The 16,250-nt window shown below is 63.8% G+C and carries 9 protein-coding genes; 5 read left to right on the top strand and 4 right to left on the bottom strand.

The window, feature by feature from the left end; genetic code table 11:
- From ACTRWG_RS16965 to ACTRWG_RS16955, 3 genes are all read right to left on the bottom strand, one after another.
- A complete protein-coding gene (locus ACTRWG_RS16965; protein ID WP_027236623.1) occupies positions 1–2,337 on the bottom strand; it encodes an ATP-binding cassette domain-containing protein in 2,337 nt (778 codons plus the stop codon).
- Positions 2,334–3,626: a TolC family protein gene (locus tag ACTRWG_RS16960; RefSeq protein WP_027236624.1), complete on the bottom strand. Its 1,293-nt coding sequence runs from the start codon at positions 3,624–3,626 to the stop codon at positions 2,334–2,336. The genes ACTRWG_RS16965 and ACTRWG_RS16960 overlap by 4 nt, the downstream gene beginning before the upstream one ends.
- A 72-nt stretch (positions 3,627–3,698) precedes the next feature.
- A complete protein-coding gene (locus ACTRWG_RS16955; protein ID WP_036797417.1) occupies positions 3,699–6,227 on the bottom strand; it encodes an Ig-like domain-containing protein in 2,529 nt (842 codons plus the stop codon).
- A gap of 722 nt (positions 6,228–6,949) precedes the next feature.
- Here ACTRWG_RS16955 and ACTRWG_RS16950 point away from each other — a divergent pair.
- The 3 genes from ACTRWG_RS16950 to ACTRWG_RS16940 are packed head-to-tail and all read left to right on the top strand — an operon-like array spanning position 6,950 to position 11,741.
- On the top strand, positions 6,950–8,884 hold the full coding sequence (locus ACTRWG_RS16950; RefSeq protein WP_027236626.1) for a PrkA family serine protein kinase: 1,935 nt from the start codon (positions 6,950–6,952) through the stop codon (positions 8,882–8,884).
- Between the two features lie 18 nt (positions 8,885–8,902).
- Complete coding sequence (locus tag ACTRWG_RS16945) at positions 8,903–10,240, top strand: YeaH/YhbH family protein (RefSeq protein ID WP_027236627.1); 1,338 nt, start codon at positions 8,903–8,905, stop codon at positions 10,238–10,240.
- Complete coding sequence (locus tag ACTRWG_RS16940; RefSeq protein ID WP_027236628.1) at positions 10,227–11,741, top strand: SpoVR family protein; 1,515 nt, start codon at positions 10,227–10,229, stop codon at positions 11,739–11,741. The genes ACTRWG_RS16945 and ACTRWG_RS16940 overlap by 14 nt, the downstream gene beginning before the upstream one ends.
- Before the next feature lie 119 nt (positions 11,742–11,860).
- Here ACTRWG_RS16940 and ACTRWG_RS16935 read toward each other — a convergent pair whose 3' ends face one another.
- Positions 11,861–12,973 carry an S-(hydroxymethyl)glutathione dehydrogenase/class III alcohol dehydrogenase gene (locus ACTRWG_RS16935; RefSeq protein ID WP_027236629.1) on the bottom strand — a complete coding sequence of 371 codons (1,113 nt, stop codon included), beginning with the start codon at positions 12,971–12,973 and terminating at the stop codon, positions 11,861–11,863.
- 356 nt (positions 12,974–13,329) lie between these two features.
- Here ACTRWG_RS16935 and ACTRWG_RS16930 point away from each other — a divergent pair, with 356 nt between their 5' ends.
- Both ACTRWG_RS16930 and cueR read left to right on the top strand, forming a co-directional pair.
- Positions 13,330–15,837 (top strand): heavy metal translocating P-type ATPase, encoded by a 2,508-nt coding sequence (locus ACTRWG_RS16930; protein ID WP_462829658.1) that lies wholly within the window; start codon positions 13,330–13,332, stop codon positions 15,835–15,837.
- Positions 15,834–16,223: a Cu(I)-responsive transcriptional regulator gene (cueR, locus tag ACTRWG_RS16925; protein WP_027236631.1), complete on the top strand. Its 390-nt coding sequence runs from the start codon at positions 15,834–15,836 to the stop codon at positions 16,221–16,223. Before ACTRWG_RS16930 ends, cueR begins: the two co-directional genes overlap by 4 nt.
- Positions 16,224–16,250: the final 27 nt, after the last annotated feature.

The following is a 16,250-nucleotide window of genomic DNA, read 5'->3' as shown; positions in this document are numbered from 1 at the left end:
TCACTTGCCTTCGCCAGCGGCCAGATGGGCCAGGACCTGATCGCGCGGGCCGTCCACAACCATCCGGCCGGATTGCAGGATCAGGGTGCGGTTGGTCAGCGACAGGATCGGCATCCGGTGGGTGGCGATCACTGCGGTGCGGCCTTCCAGCCAGTTCTCCAGGCGGCTCACCAATGTGCGCTCCAGCGTCTGGTCCAGCGCTGCGGTCGGTTCATCCAGCAGGACAACTGAAGGGTTTTGCAACCACAGCCGCGCCCAGCCGATCGACTGGCGCTGTCCTATGGACAGGCCGTGACCGCCGTCGCTGATCTCCAGATCCAGGCCCTTATGGTGGTTGCGCACATGGGCGCCGAGGCCTGCAAACTCCAGCGCCTCCATCAACCGGTCGTCGTCGCGCTCCAGCTGGTTGAGGTTCAGGTTGTCGCGCAGGGAGCCGGCAAACAGCCGCACGTCCTGGCTGAGATAGCCGATGTTTGCGCGCAGGTCGCGCGGGTCGATCTGGGCCATGTCGGTGCCGTCAAGCAGGATGCGGCCCCGGTCAGGGGCGTAAAGGCCCGACAGCAGTTTGAGCAGGGTCGACTTGCCGGAACCATTGACGCCCAGCACCGCAACCCGCTGGCCCGGCGTGACGGCCACGGCCTGCACATCCAGCGTCGGCGCTGCATCGTCCTCGTAACGGAACATAATCTCGCGCAGCTCGAACCGGCCTTCAATCGTCTGGCGGCGCAGGTAGGTGCGTTCCTTTTCCTTCTCCTGCGGGGCCTGGGCGATGGCATCCAGACCTTCCAGCGCGGCCTTGACGTTGCTCCAGCGCGCCAGGGTGGCCGCGAACTGCGTCAGCGGCGCCAGCGTCCGGCTGGTCAGGATGCCGGTGGCGATGATGGTGCCGACGGTGAATTCACCGGCAAAGACCAGCAGTGTGCCCAGCACCACGGCGGTGATATAGGTCGCCTGCTGCACCCCTTGCGACCAGTAGGTGAGGGCACTGGACAGCTTGCGCTGCTCCGTTGCGGAATGGGAGGACAGCGTGTTCAGTTCATCCCACAGCCGAAGCACCCGGTCCTCGCCGCGCTGGGTCTTCACGGTGTCCAGCTCGGTCACAACCTCATGCAGCAACCGCCCCGCCTTGGCGTTCGCGCCTTGGGTCTGACGGGTATAGGCGATCATCTTTTTCTGCATGAAGTAGGCAGGCAGCAGCATCAGAATGCCGCCGGCAATGATCACCCAGACCACAGGCCCGGCGATTGAGGCGACCAGCAGCAGGAACACCGCGATAAAGGGAATGTCCGCAAGCGTCGAGATGGTGGAGGAGGTGAAGAACTCCCGCACCGAGCCGAAGTCCCGCATCGCGGCAAACAGGCCGGAGGGCGGCAGCGGCTTCTTGTCGGAGCGCATGCCGATCAGGCGGCGCATCAGGTTGTGCTGCACCGACAGCTCGATCTGGCGGCCGGCCGCGTCGGTCAGCCGGGCGCGGGCCAGCTTCAGCATCGCCTCCAGCGCAATCGCGAGGAAGGCGCCGACAGCCAGCACCCACAGCGTGGCGTGCGACTGATGCGGCACCACCCGGTCATAGACCTGCAAAGAGAACAGCGCGACCGAGACCGCCAGGATATTGGCGACCAGCGACCCCAGCATGATCTCGCCCACCTGGCGGCGGTATTTGGGGAACTCGCTCCAGAACCAATGGCCCGGGTCGATCTGCGGCGTGTGCTTGGCCGCCATCTGGCTGATCGAGGGGCGGGCCGACAGCACGGTGCCGGTGAAAAAGGGGCTGAACTCCGCCAGCGGCACTTCGGTGCGGTTGTCCGGGCAGGAGGTGTCATAGATCGTCAGCACATCGTCTGCCTGGTCCAGCACCAGCACGCATTGGCCGCCGGACATGATCGCCAGCGCAGGCCATAGAGCAGGTGCAAGGCTTTGTTCTTCCAGCACCTTGGGCTGCAGCCCGGCGGATTGCAGCGCCTTGGCCAGCGTGTGCAGCGACAGATCGCCCGGCGTTTCCTTCCACAGGAAGGCGGCGACGTCGCTGACCGGCACTTCGCTGCCCTTCAGTGCAGCAAGGGTGGCGATCAGGCTGGCGCGGTGCTGGATGCGGGCGGCGGCGCCCTCCAGCAGCGAGCCCACTTCAGGCGGAGCGTCCTGCGGCTGAGGCTTGGGCCGGTTGTCCGTGCGCGGCTTAAGCTGCGCCTTGGGGCCGGGCGCCGGGGCAGGGGTGTTGGCAGGCTGCATCCCGCCGTGCGGCGCGGCCTGCGGGCTGGACACGGGCACCGCCCGCAGCACCGGCTTTTTGCCGGAGGCGGGCAGGGGACGCGGGGGCTTTTGTGTCGTGTCGGTCAAATCTTGTCCCCATCGGCCAAAAGGCCCAGGTCGCGCGCCAGTTGCAGCTGGATCAGCACCACCTCGTATTTCGCGTCGATGAATGCCTGCTCGCGGCGCACCAGCTCCTCATAGACCTGGATCACTTCCATCACCGGGCGCTGCCCCGCTTCGAACTGCTTTTGGAACAGCTCATAAGTCTCGCGGCTGCGGCGCACCAGGGCCGCGGTCTCAGCCTCCTGGCGGCGGTAGGAGGCGATCTGCTGAATCTGGCGGCTGTAGGTGCGGCGGGCGGCCTCCTCCGCTTCGCCCACCTGGCGGGTAGCGGCTTCCTTGGAGGCTTCCAATGCCTGAATGGCGGCAGGGGTGCCCAGTCCCAGGGGCTGGCCGACGCCCAGGGTCAGCCCGGCGCCGGAGCCGTCGGTGGTCACGTTGCCCGCAGCGGAGATCTGCGGCAGCAGGCCGGCGCGGCCGGATTTGGCCTGCGCAATGGCGCGGTCCGCTTCGGCGCCAGCCTTGAGCACCGAGAGGAACTGCACCTGCTCCGGCGGTGTCCGGATGTCCAGATGCGCCGGCGTTTGCGGGAAGCTCTGGCCGGTCATCGCGTGCAGCTCCGCGCGCGCAGTGGCGGCGGCATCCCGGGCGGTGGCCGTAGCGGTGCGGATGCCGCTGATCTTGCTGTCCACCACATTAATGTCGGCACGGTCCGACACGCCGCCGTCCACACGGCCCTGCACGATCCGGCGGAAGTCCTGCATCCGGCGCAGCGCCCGGTTTCCATAGGCGGCTTTCTCGTCACCGCGCAGGGCGGCGGCATACAGTCCAACGGCGGTCTCAACCCGGCTGTTCATGTCTTCAGACAGGTTGACCGCGGCAACCTCGACATCAGCGGCGGCAAACGCCCGTTCGGCCTTGCGTCGGCCGTTGTCGAACAGCACTTGTTCGATCAGCAGCCCCGCCACCAGATCGCCCAGCTCAGTCAGGCTGACCGAGGGCCCAAGCGTCGGCAGCCAGTTCTTGGACGCCGCTTCGGCCCGCAGCTTGGCGCTGATCAGCTCAGCCTCGGCGGCGCGGGAGGAAGCGGCGATGGCAGCGGCGGCAACCTGGCCGTAGGCGCTGTCCTCGGCCAGCAGCGACCGCCGGTCCATCAGCTGCCGGATTACCTCCGAGGACGCTTCGCCGGATTGCGCGAAGTTGCTTCGCGGCGCATCGCCGGCCGCGGCTTCCGGGCCGCCGGACAGCGGTGACTGTGCGCATGCCGACAGGCTGCACATCACTGCGATGGCGCAAAGAAAGCGTCCCGGTTGCATTCTGCCCTTTGCCCTTATGTCTAAGGCTTTTGTTGTGTTGGGCCCGGCTGAAAGTCCCCCCGGGCCGGCCGTTCAGATCACGGTGTTGACGTCTTCGTCGACGATCAGCGTGGTGCCGTCATCGCCAATGGTGTAGACGTTGTAGGCTTCGCCATCGATGGTTTCGGTGCCTGTTGCCGCAGCTCCGGTGATGGTGAGCGTGTCATCAGAGCCGCCATGCACAATCACCGTATCGGAGTTGCCGGACAGCGCGTTGATGTCCGCTTCGGTCAGGGTCAGGTCGACGCCATCGGCATGCACCAGGTTCAGTTCGTCGATGTTGAACTGCGACAGGCCTGCGTGGTCCAGAGCGGTTGCGCCCGCGCCGTCCTCAAGCACCACCATCGTGCCGGAGCTGTTGCCCGCATCATCGACCCGGTTGACCACCAGATGCGAGCCATCCGGCACATCCGCGTCGAAGCTGAACAAGGTCCGGCCGCCGGTCAGGTCGGTCTCGGTGCCGGTGATATCGGCAACGCCGCCGCCGCTTGTCAGCTCATGCGCGGTGTCGCCGGTTTCGAAATCATCGCTGAAGAAGCCGCTGACACCGGCGCCGGTGCTGATGACGTCGCCGACATTCGGAGCGTCATATTCTGTGTCGATGCCAAAGGTTTCGGTCAGGGTTTGGGTGTTGCCCGCCGCATCGGTCGCGGTGATCTCTGCGGTGGCGGTGGCGGTGGTGTCGCCGTCGGGCAGGTCATCGGCGTCAAATGCGGCGCTCCAGTTGCCATCGGCATCCACAGTTGCAGCCCGGGTTACGCCGCCGATGGTCACCTCAACGCTGGATCCCGCCTCGACCGTGCCGGTCATGGTCAGGCCCGCTGCGCGCTCCGCGACATTCAGCACATCGTCATCGGTCTGGCTGCTGTCTGCGGTGAACGGCGTTACCTCGGTGTCGATGGTCAGCGTGTCGCTGATTTCCGAGGTGTTGCCTGCGGCGTCGGTGGCTGTGACGGTGATGTCCGCCTCATAGCTGCCCTGGGCAATGTCGGAGGCGGCAAAATCCACACTCCAGTTGCCGCCGGCATCAACCGTCGCGGTTTCGGTGGCGCTGCCCAGCTGCACGACGACGGTCGAGCCCGGCTCCACGGTACCGGTGAGCGTCACCCCGTCGCTATGCTCGGTGTTGTTGACGACGTTGTCGCCTTCGATGCTGCCGGATTCCAGGGTCAGCGGGTCGACCAGCGTGTCCACGCGCAGGCCGGCGGTCGCGGTTGCTGTATTGCCGGCCGCGTCGGTCGAAGTCACGCTGACGGTGGTGTCATATTCGCCGGCAGGCAGCGAGCCTGCTTCGAATTCGGCGGCCCAGTTGCCGTCCGCGTCCACCGTGGCGCTGCGGGTGACACCTTCCACGGTGACACTGACCGAGGCGCCCGGTTCGCCGGTGCCGGTCAGGGTCAGGGCAGACGCCGCCTCGGAGCCGTTGACCAGATCGTCGCCGCCGGCCTGGCCGGGATCAATCTCCACCGCGGTTGTGGTATCGACGCGGATCGTGCCGGTCACGCTGCCGGTGTTGCCGAAGCTGTCGGTCGCCGTGACGGTGACCTCTGAATCATATTCGCCCGCGGCGATCTCAGATGCGGCGAAATCCGCGCTCCAGGTGCCGTCCTCCGTTGCGATGACGGTGCGGGTGACGCCCTGGAATGTCACGTCGACTGTGGCGCCGGCTTCGGCGGTGCCTGTCAGGGTGACGCCATCGGCGGCTTCCGCAGCGTTGATCATGTCATCGCCGCCGGCCTGGCCGTCATCAAGGGTGACTTCGGCAACGGTGTCGATCACTACGGTGGGGCCGTCCAGGTCGAATTCGTTGCCATCCGGGTCAACCACATGAACAGTTGACTCGTAATTGCCGTCCTCCGGCAGGTCATCGACCGGGAAGGTGACGCCCCAGTTGCCGTCCTCATCGACAGTTGTCGTCTGGGTCGAGGTTCCGACGGTCACTGTCACCTCAGACCCCGGCGCCCCGGTGCCGGTGATCTCAACCGGTGTGGTGGTCGAGCCAGAAACGGGGAAGGTGGCGTCCGGGTCGTTCACCGTGGGCACGATGCTTCCCGTTTCGCCGCCGCCATCTCCGCCGCCGCCGGCGATAACCGCGGCGCCGACAACACCCGCCGCGGCCCCTGCGGCCCCCAGACCGCCGAACAGCGGTGCGGCCAGCGGCGCGACCACAGGCTCGATCCGGTCGACGTCCAGAAAGACCATCTCGTCGTAAGCGCTCCACTTGCCAGCCAGGTCGAGCGGCTCATAAGTGGCAAACAGCATGCCGCTGGACTTGTCCTCCAGCACCACTTCGGTGAACTGGCCTTCGGAGCTGAGGAACAGGTTTTTGCCGCCAGTGGTGTCAAAGGCGTAATAGTTTTCCAGCACCAGTTCCTGGCCGTTTGCCAGAGTGATGTGCAGGTCGCTGCCGCGGCGGGCATAGCTTTCTACATCAGCCGGGCTGAGGTTCAGGGAAATATCCTTGGCCGGTGCAGCGTCAATGCGCGCCGGATTGCCTTCGGAGAAGTTTCCATGCTGTGTCGTGCCCGCCATGTTGCGGGTAATAAATGCAACCGTGCTCATTGTTTTACCGCTCAATCTGTACGCTGTGGCGCCATGAATAAGGCGCGCGCTGCGTGGTTCCGTTGCCTGTAGTTTTGCCCTTCGGCCGTCTTTTGCGGCCATTTTGAGGCCATACTGAGACGATTTTTTGTGGCCTGTCCAGTATGTAGGCTCCAAAGCTGCGGCAAAAATAGCGGTAACCGTGTCCTGGCTGCCGCAGAATTTCTAAGGTTTTTCACCGGGCCGGGGCGGCAGGAGGGTCCTGCTGCCCCGGCAGACCCGGCTGCGGCAGGCCCTGAAATACAGGTCAAATGCTCCTTGATCCGCATTAGGGGCGATCAGCAGCTGAGGTGATCTCCAAATAGGAGAAGCACACCCGGAACACCTTGAAATGCCGCGTTGCAGAAGGGGCGGCAGCAAGGGGTGTTCGCTACTATGTGAAGAAAATTTCCCGCAAAAGATTCTGGCAATTAATTAAAAGTACACCACTTTCAGATAGGAAGAAGTTCGTAATTGGTGTAAGCTCGAGAGTAAGTCAAGACGACGCCGACAGCCCTGGTAACCGGGCGCAGGCCGCCGCCAAGAGCGGCCAGCCGGACGTATAACGCCAGCAGCGGCGCCGAGCAGAAATCAGAACTCAACACTGACGCGGACACCTATGCCCACGTGCTGGGCACCCTCTGTCCGCGTGCGAAGGAACGCCAGGAGGAACGGCGCCAGTTAACCAGGAGGCTTGATCCACGATGAAAGACATTGCCGAACTTTTTGCAGAGCAGTACGGCGAAACGCGCGAGCAGGAAATGCCGCTGCAGGACTATTTGAATGCCTGCCGCGACGATCCAAGCCTGTACGCGAACGTCGCCGAGAGGATGCTGAGGGCAATTGGCGAAGAGGAGCTGGTAGACACGTCCAAGGACGCGCGGCTCGGGCCGATCTTTCAGAACCGAACGATCAAGCGGTACAGCGCCTTCCACGATTTCTATGGCATGGAAGACACCATTGAGCGGATTGTCGGCTATTTCCGCCACGCCGCGCAGGGTCTGGAGGAGCGCAAGCAGATTCTCTACCTGCTGGGACCGGTCGGCGGCGGCAAGTCCTCGCTGGCGGAACGCCTGAAGCGCCTGATGGAAGACCAGCCGATCTATGTGCTGAAGGCGGGCAACCAGATCTCGCCGATTTTCGAAAGCCCCCTGGGCCTGTTTGATCCGGTCCGCATGGGAAAGGTGCTGGAAGAGGAATACGGCATTGCCCAGCACCGGCTGCCGGGGCTGATGTCGCCTTGGGCGGTGCAGCGTCTGGATGAATTCGATGGTGATATCAACAAGTTCTCGGTCGTGCGCCTGCATCCTTCGCGGCTGCGCCGGATCTGTGTCGCCAAGGTGGAGCCGGGTGATGAAAACAACCAGGATATCTCGACCCTGGTCGGCAAGGTCGACATCCGCCAGCTGGAGCATTTCAGCCAGGATAACCCGGATGCCTACAGCTTCTCCGGCGGCCTGAACCGGGCGACCCAGGGCATCCTGGAATTCGTCGAGATGTTCAAGGCGCCGATCAAGATGCTGCACCCGCTGCTTACGGCGACCCAGGAAGGCAACTACATGGGCACCGAAAGCTTCGGTGCGATCCCGTTCAGCGGCCTGATCCTGGCGCATTCCAACGAAAGCGAATGGCAGTCCTTCAAGAACAACAAGAACAACGAGGCCTTCATCGACCGGGTGTCGATCGTCAAGGTGCCTTATTGCCTGCGGGTTTCGGATGAGACGTCGATCTATGAAAAGCTGATTGAAAACAGTGAGCTGCGCAATGCCCCCTGTGCGCCGGAGACGCTGAAGATCCTCAGCCGCTTCTCGGTGCTGACCCGTCTGAAGCCGCATGAGAACTCGAACCTCTACTCCAAGATGCGGGTCTATGACGGCGAAAGCCTGAAGGACACCGACCCCAAGGCCAAGACGGTCCAGGAATACCAGGACCGGGCCGGCGTCGACGAGGGCATGAACGGCATCTCGACCCGCTTTGCCTTCAAGGTGCTGTCCACCACCTTCAACTTCGACACCAACGAGGTGGCGGCGGACCCGGTGCACCTGATGTATGTGCTGGAGCAGATGATCAAGCGCGAGCAGTTTCCGCAGGAGACGGAACAGAAGTATCTTGAGTTCATCAAGACAGAGCTGGCGCCCAGGTACGAGGAGTTCATCGGCAACGAGATCCAGAAGGCGTACCTCGAAAGCTATACCGAATACGGCCAGAACGTCTTTGACCGCTACATCGCCTATGCCGATGCTTGGATCGAGGAGCAGGATTACAAGGATCCGGATACCGGCCAGCTCTATAACCGCGAGGTGCTGGATGCGGAGCTTAGCAAGATCGAAAAGCCGGTTGGCATCGCCAACCCCAAGGACTTCCGCAACGAGGTCGTGAAATTCGCCCTGCGCCACCGTGCCAACACCGGGTCCAATCCGGCCTGGAACTCCTATGAGAAGCTGCGCGACGTGATCGAGAAGCACATGTTCAGCCAGGTCGAGGAACTGCTGCCGGTGATCTCCTTCGGATCCAAGAAGGACAGCAAGACCGAAAGCAAGCATCAGGAGTTCGTCGAGCGGATGCGCGGCCACGGCTATACCGACCGCCAGGTGCGGCGCCTGGTCGAGTGGTACATGCGCGTCAACAAGGCGGGCTAAAGAGGAGCGCTGTGCAACATGCATCATTTCATCGACAGGCGCGCCAATCCGAAGGGCAAGAGCCTCGGGAACCGCCAGCGGTTCCTGCGGCGGGCCCGGGAGAATATTAAGGAGCGCGTTGACCAGTCGGTCCGGGGGAAGTCAATCCAAAGCGGAAGCGGTGTCCCGGACGAAGGCGAAAAGGTCACCATCCCGACACGGGGGCTGAAGGAGCCGCGGTTCTTTCATTCCTCCAAGGGCGGGCTGCGTCGCCATGTTCTGCCCGGCAACAAGGATTTTGTTGTCGGCGACACTATCAAGCGCCCGCAGGGCGGTGCCGGGGAGGGCGGCCGCAAGGCTTCAGAGGACGGTGACGGCGAGGACGAGTTTTCCTTCACTCTGACTCAGGAAGAATATCTGGAAATCCTGTTCGACGGGCTGGAACTGCCGGATCTGGTGGAAAAGGCCACGGTGGAGACTGAGACGATCGGCACCCGCCGCGCCGGCCTGACAACTGCCGGAACGCCCAACAACCTCAATCTGGTGCGCACCATGCGCAACTCGCTGGGCCGACGGATCGCCCTGCAGCGTCCCACCACCAAATCCCAGCGCGACTTGGAAGAGCAGATCGCCGAACTGGAGGCGCTTGATGACCGCACGCCGCCGCAGGAGGAATTCCTGGAGGCACTGAGGAAGAAGCTCGACGGCATTGTCCGCAAGCGCAAGGTGGTCGGCTATATCGACCCGCTGGACCTGCGCTACGACACCTTTGTGCCCGAGAAGATCCGCAACTCCCGCGCGGTGGTATTCTGCCTGATGGATGTGTCCGGCTCTATGCAGGAGCGGGAGAAGGACCTGGCAAAACGGTTTTTCCTGCTGCTGCACCTGTTCCTGGAACGCTGCTATGAGCACACCGAACTGGTGTTCGTGCGCCATACCCACCACGCGCAGGAAGTGGATGAGGAGACCTTTTTCTACGCCCGTGAAACCGGCGGCACCATCGTGTCGACCGCTCTGGAGAAAATGAAGGAGATCATCGACGAGCGTTATCCGCCGGATGAGTGGAACATCTACGGCGCCCAGGCCTCTGACGGGGAGAACTTCGGCAACGACTCCGCGCGCTGCAAGAATCTGCTGCTGAAGGATCTGCTGCCGGTCAGCCAGTTTTACGCCTATGTGGAGATTGTCGATGAGGCGGCGGAGATGCTGCTGAACAATCCGGAAGCAGGCGAAGACCTGTGGCAGAACTACCGCGAGGTGAAGAGCCAGGCCCCGCATTTCGAAATGCAGCGGGTATCGCAGCCCGGCCATATCTATCCGATTTTCCGGGAGTTCTTCCTCCCCAAGGTGAAAGGGGTGCAGAATGCAGGCAGCTGAAAAGGCGCGCGTGCCGCTGTTCGACGGGCCGGAATGGACCTTTGAACTGATGGAAAGGGCGCGCGACGCGATCGAGCGGATCGCGCTCGAAGATCTCGGGCTGGATGTCTACCCCAACCAGATCGAGATCATCTCTGCGGAGCAGATGCTAGATGCCTATTCCTGCGTCGGCCTGCCGCTGATGTATCAGCACTGGTCCTTCGGCAAGCATTTTGCCCGTGACGAGGCGTTGTACCGGACCGGCCGCCAGGGGCTGGCCTATGAGATCGTCATCAACTCCAACCCCTGCATCAGCTACAACATGGAAGAAAACACCATGGCGATGCAGACCCTGGTGATGGCGCACGCGGCCTTTGGGCATAACCATTTCTTCAAGAACAATTATCTGTTTCAGCAATGGACCGACGCGTCGGGCATCCACGACTACCTGGCCTTCGCCAAGAATTACATCACCGCCTGCGAGGAGCGCTATGGCCTCAGCGCGGTGGAAGAAGTGCTGGACGCCGCCCATGCGCTGCAGTCCCAGGGCGTGTTCCGCTATGGCCGCCCGCCCAAACCGACCAGCGAGGAACTGGTTGCGATGCAGAAGGTGCGCGAAGGCTATGAAAGCAGCCAGAGCGTGCTGGACATCTGGACCGACAGCACCTTGGGCCGCGACAAGCTGAAAGAAGCCGAGGATGCCTCGTTCAGCGCACGCCGCAAGCAGATGAACCTGCCGCAGGAAAATCTGCTGTATTTCCTGGAAAAGCACAGCCCGGTGCTGGAGCCCTGGCAGTGCGAGATCCTGCGTATTGTGCGGATGCTGGCGCAGTATCTGTATCCGCAGAAGCAGACCAAAGTGATGAACGAGGGCTGCGCGACCTTCGTGCATTACTACATCATCAACAAGCTGTATGAGCAGGGCCAGATCACCGAAGGCGCCTATATGGAAATGCTGCACAGCCACACCAATGTGGTGATGCAGCCGGAATATGACGATCCGCGTTATTCGGGCATCAACCCTTATGCGCTGGGCTTTGCGATGATGCAGGACATACGCCGCATCTGCCAGGACCCGACCGATGAGGACCGGGAGTGGTTCCCGGACTTTGCGGGCAATCCGGACTGGCGCGGGGTGCTGCGCGATGCCTGGGCGAACTACCGCGACGAAAGCTTTATCCAGCAGTTCCTGTCGCCGAACCTGATCCGCAAGTTCAAGCTGTTCACGCTGACCAATGACGCGGATCTGCCCAATCTGGTTGTCAGCCAGATCCACAACCGCGCGGGCTATAAGGCGATCCGCCGCGATCTGGCCAAGCAGTATGACCTGGCCTATCTGGAGCCTGATATCCAGGTGACCGATGCGGACCTGCGCGGCGACCGGGAGCTGAAGCTGACCCATACCGTGCGCGATGGGATCCACCTGGATGAAGAGGATCAGGAAGAGGTGCTCAAGCACCTGCGCCGGCTTTGGGGCTATGGCGTCAGGCTGGATGCGGTCGAGGCCTCGACCGAGGACTGATCCTCATGCGCGGGCCCGGCCTTGTCCTTGGGGCGGGGTGAACACCGCAAGCGCTTAGCACCCAAAATGAAAACGCAGGCCCGGGGGCCTGCGTTTCAAGGTTTGGCATTCGGCCGGGATCAGAACTCCACCACGGCGCGGATGGATTTACCCTCGTGCATCAGATCGAAGCCTTCGTTGATCTGATCCAGGGTCAGCTTGTGGGTGATCATCGGGTCGATCTCGATTTTGCCGTCCATGTACCAGTCGACGATCTTGGGCACGTCGGTGCGGCCGGAGGCGCCGCCGAAGGCGGTGCCCTTCCAGACCCGGCCGGTGACCAGCTGGAACGGGCGGGTGGCAATCTCGGCACCGGCTGGCGCCACGCCGATGATGATGCTTTCACCCCAGCCCTTGTGTGCGCATTCCAGCGCGGTGCGCATCACCTGCACGTTGCCGGTGGCGTCAAAGGTATAATCCGCGCCGCCACCGGTCAGTTCGACCAGGTGCGCCACCAGGTCGCCGTCGACCTCGGCCGGATTGACAAAATCGGTCATGCCGAATTTCTTCGCCATTTCCACCTTGCCCGGGTTCAGGTCGACGCCGACAATCTGGTCGGCACCGGCCAGCCGCAGGCCCTGGATTACATTGAGGCCGATACCGCCGAGGCCGAAAACCACCGCGCGGGAGCCGATTTCGACCTTAGCGGTGTTGATCACCGCGCCGATGCCGGTGGTGACGCCGCAGCCGATGTAGCAGACCTTGTCGAACGGCGCGTCCTCACGGATTTTCGCCAGCGCGATTTCCGGCACCACGGTGTGGTTCGCGAAGGTCGAGCAGCCCATGTAATGATGGATCGGGGTGCCGTCCTGCATCGAGAAGCGGGTGGTGCCGTCCGGCAGCAGGCCCTGGCCCTGGGTCGAGCGGATCGCCTGGCACAGGTTGGTTTTGGGGTTGAGGCAGTATTCACACTCGCGGCATTCCGGCGTGTAGAGCGGGATCACGTGGTCGCCGGGCTTCAGCGAGGTGACGCCTTCGCCGACCTCGACCACGACGCCCGCGCCCTCATGTCCCAGGATCGCCGGGAAGATGCCCTCGGGGTCATCGCCCGAGCGGGTGAATTCGTCGGTGTGGCACAGGCCGGTAGCCTTGATTTCCACCAGAACCTCGCCCGCTTTGGGGCCTTCGAGGTTCACCTCCATGATTTCCAGCGGTTTGCCGGGGGCAACCGCAACGGCGGCGCGGGTCTTGATCATGTGACTGGTCCTTCGTCCATATTCTCCGGGACCGGGCCGCCGCAGGGCGGGACCGGGGTGAATGCGTTGCCAGCGGCAGCACCGCGGGTCTGAATGACCCAGCGTTACATTTGCAGTCCGGCGCACGCAAGCATTGCCTCGGCACCCTAACAGTCCCGGCGCGCAGGGCTTTGCCTTGAATGCGACAGCTGAGCGGCGGTCCGCGCCATCTGCTAATGTGAAAAAAGCTGCCGATTCCAGCGCCTTGCCTGCAGGCTTCCAGTTTCGGGAAGGAATCTTGCTTCGGGGCCTTGACCTTCCTCTGACTGGAACCCTCATATGAACTCACATAGGACAAAACCCGCAGGTCTCCCATGTCAGAAAACACCGCTGTATCACTGCAAATCACCAACCTGAGCTGCGCAGGCTGCGCCGGGCGCGCCGAACGTGCCCTGGCGGCGGTCGACGGGGTCAAGACGGCCTCGGTGAACCTCGCAAACGCAACCGGCCAGGTCGAGGCCGCGCCGGAGGTGGAACTGGCTCAGCTGACGGCTGCGCTCAAATCCGCGGGCTACCCGGCGGCAGAGTCTGAGGTCACCTTGGCCCTCAGCGGTATGACCTGCGCGTCTTGCGTGGGACGGGTGGAACGGGCGCTTCTGGCGGTGCCAGGCGTGCTGGAGGCACGCGTCAACCTGGCCAGCGAAAGCGCGCAAGTCCGGTTCCTTACCGGGGCGGTCCGGGCCGCCGATCTGGCCCGCACGGTGACAGAAGCGAGCTATCCGGCGCGCCTGAGCAGCGGGGCACCGGACGAGGCGGAGCAGGCAAGCCAGCGCAAGGCGGACGAGATCGCCGCGCTGGGCCGGCAGGTTCTGATCGCCGCGGTGCTGACGCTGCCCGTCTTCCTGATTGAGATGGGCAGCCACATGATCCCGGCGCTGCATCACTGGGTGGCGGCCAATATCGGTATGCAGAACAGTTACTTGCTGCAATTTGCCCTGACCACCCTGGTGCTGGCAGGGCCGGGGCGGCAATTTTATACCAAAGGCTTCCCGGCACTGTTCCGGGGGGCGCCGGACATGAACGCGCTGGTGGCGCTGGGCACCTCCGCCGCCTATGGGTTCTCGGTCATTTCCACCTTTGCACCTGGGCTGCTGCCCGCAGGCACAGCGAATGTGTATTACGAGGCCGCTGCAGTGATCGTGGTGCTGATCCTGACGGGCCGGTACCTGGAGGCGCGCGCCAAGGGGCGCACCGGCGCGGCTATCCGCAAGCTGGCCGGGCTGCAGCCGAAAACCGCCATGGTCGTTGCTGCTGGCGAGGCGGTGGAAACCCCGGTGGAAGAGATCGGGGCAGGGGACCTGATCCGGGTCCGCCCGGGTGAGCGCATCGCGGTGGACGGCGAGATCGTCTCGGGCAGCTCCTACATCGACGAAAGCATGATCAGCGGCGAGCCGGTGCCGGTGGCAAAAGCTCCGGGCGATGAGCTGACCGCAGGCACCATCAACGGCAATTCGGCGCTGGAATTCCGCGCCACCCGCGTTGGCCGCGACACCGTGCTGGCGCAGATCATCCGCATGGTGGAGCAGGCCCAGGGCGCCAAGCTGCCGGTGCAGGGGATGGTCGACCGTATTACCCTGTGGTTTGTGCCCGCGGTGATTGTGGTTGCGGCCCTGACCGTGTTGGCCTGGTCGCTGTTCGGCCCTGCACCGTCGCTGCCGCTGGCCTTGGTGGCCGGTGTTTCGGTGCTGATCATTGCGTGCCCTTGCGCCATGGGGCTGGCCACGCCGACCTCGATCATGGTCGGGATCGGGCGCGCCGCGCAGATGGGGGTGCTGTTCCGCAAGGGCGACGCGCTCCAGCGGTTGCAGGAAGTGCAGGTGGTGGCGCTCGACAAGACCGGAACGCTGACCGAAGGCCGCCCGGCATTGACCGCATTGATTTGCGCTGAGGGCTTCACCCGCGAGGAGGTCCTGCGGCTGGCCGGCGCGGCGGAGGCGCAGTCGGAACATCCCATCGCGCGCGCCATCACGGCTGCTGCGGGCGAGGGGCTGCCCAAGCCGGAGGCTTTTGAGGCGATCCCGGGTTACGGCCTGCGGGCGCAGGTCGAGGGGCGTGAGGTTCTTGTTGGCGCGGCCCGGCTGATGGTGCGCGAAGGCATTTCGATGGACGGGCTGGAGGCTGAGGGTCAGCGGCTGGCGGAGCGTGGTGAAACCCCGCTGTACGCAGCCATTGACGGGCAGGCGGCGGCGGTGATTGCGGTGGCCGATCCGGTCAAGCCGGGCACTCCGGCGGCGATTAAGGCGTTCCATGACCAGGGGCTGAAGGTGGCGATGATCACCGGTGATGCCGCGGCTACTGCGCGGGCAATTGCCGCACGGCTTGGCATTGATGCGGTGAAGGCGGAATGTCTGCCGGCGGATAAGGTAACCGCGATTGCGGAACTGCAGCAGGAGCACGGCACGCTGGCCTTTGTCGGCGATGGCATCAATGATGCGCCGGCGCTGGCGTCGGCGGATGCGGGCATCGCGATCGGCACCGGCACAGATGTGGCGATCGAAGCCGCCGATGTGGTGCTGGTCTCCGGCGATCTGCGCGGGGTGGTGAATGCGCTGACCGTCAGCCGCGCCACCATGCGCAACATCCGCCAGAACCTGGGCTGGGCGTTTGGCTATAACGTGCTGCTGATCCCGGTGGCTGCGGGCGTGCTCTATCCCTTTGGCGGGCCGCTGCTGTCGCCGGCGCTGGCGGCGGGCGCGATGGCGCTGTCGAGTGTCTTTGTGCTGTCCAATGCCCTGCGCTTGCGCCGCCTGACACCTGCCATAGATGAGGAGCAGTCCGTATCTCCGGCCAAGGAAGCCGCTAAGCAGGAGGCGCGCGCATGAACATCGGGGACGTCTCCAGCCGCTCGGGCCTGCCCGCCAAGACCATCCGCTATTACGAGGACATCGGCCTGATCAAACCGCACCGCAGCGCCAACGGTTACCGCTGCTTTGCCGAGACCGATCTGCACAAGCTGGCGTTTCTGGGCCGGGCGCGGGCGCTGGGCTTCACGATTGAGGACTGCCGCACCCTGATGGCGCTTTACGAGGACGAAAGCCGCGCCAGCGCCGACGTGAAACAGCTGGCGCTGGAGCATCTGGCCAAGATCGAGGAAAAGATCGCCGACCTGCAGGCGATGCGCGATACGCTGGGGGAGCTGGTCAGCAGCTGCGCAGGCGACAGCCGCCCGGATTGCCCGATTCTGAAGGACCTGTCCGGCGAGGGGTGATCCGGCTGGCGGGGCAGGCAGTCGGCT

Source organism: Leisingera sp. G5_S3_59_S7 (assembly GCF_054968485.1).
The sequence above is the reverse complement of the archived record's forward strand: the minus strand, read 5'-3'. Positions and strand labels throughout refer to the sequence as shown.

Bases quoted from the DNA above. Each gene is read 5' to 3' on its own strand.
- ACTRWG_RS16960 (WP_027236624.1), bottom strand. From the start codon at position 3,626: ATGCAACCGGGACGCTTTCTTTGCGCCATCGCAGTGATGTGCAGCCTG.
- ACTRWG_RS16955 (WP_036797417.1), bottom strand. From the start codon at position 6,227: ATGAGCACGGTTGCATTTATTACCCGCAACATGGCGGGCACGACACAG.
- ACTRWG_RS16950 (WP_027236626.1), top strand. From the start codon at position 6,950: ATGAAAGACATTGCCGAACTTTTTGCAGAGCAGTACGGCGAAACGCGC.
- ACTRWG_RS16945 (WP_027236627.1), top strand. From the start codon at position 8,903: ATGCATCATTTCATCGACAGGCGCGCCAATCCGAAGGGCAAGAGCCTC.
- ACTRWG_RS16940 (WP_027236628.1), top strand. From the start codon at position 10,227: ATGCAGGCAGCTGAAAAGGCGCGCGTGCCGCTGTTCGACGGGCCGGAA.
- ACTRWG_RS16930 (WP_462829658.1), top strand. From the start codon at position 13,330: ATGTCAGAAAACACCGCTGTATCACTGCAAATCACCAACCTGAGCTGC.
- cueR (WP_027236631.1), top strand. From the start codon at position 15,834: ATGAACATCGGGGACGTCTCCAGCCGCTCGGGCCTGCCCGCCAAGACC.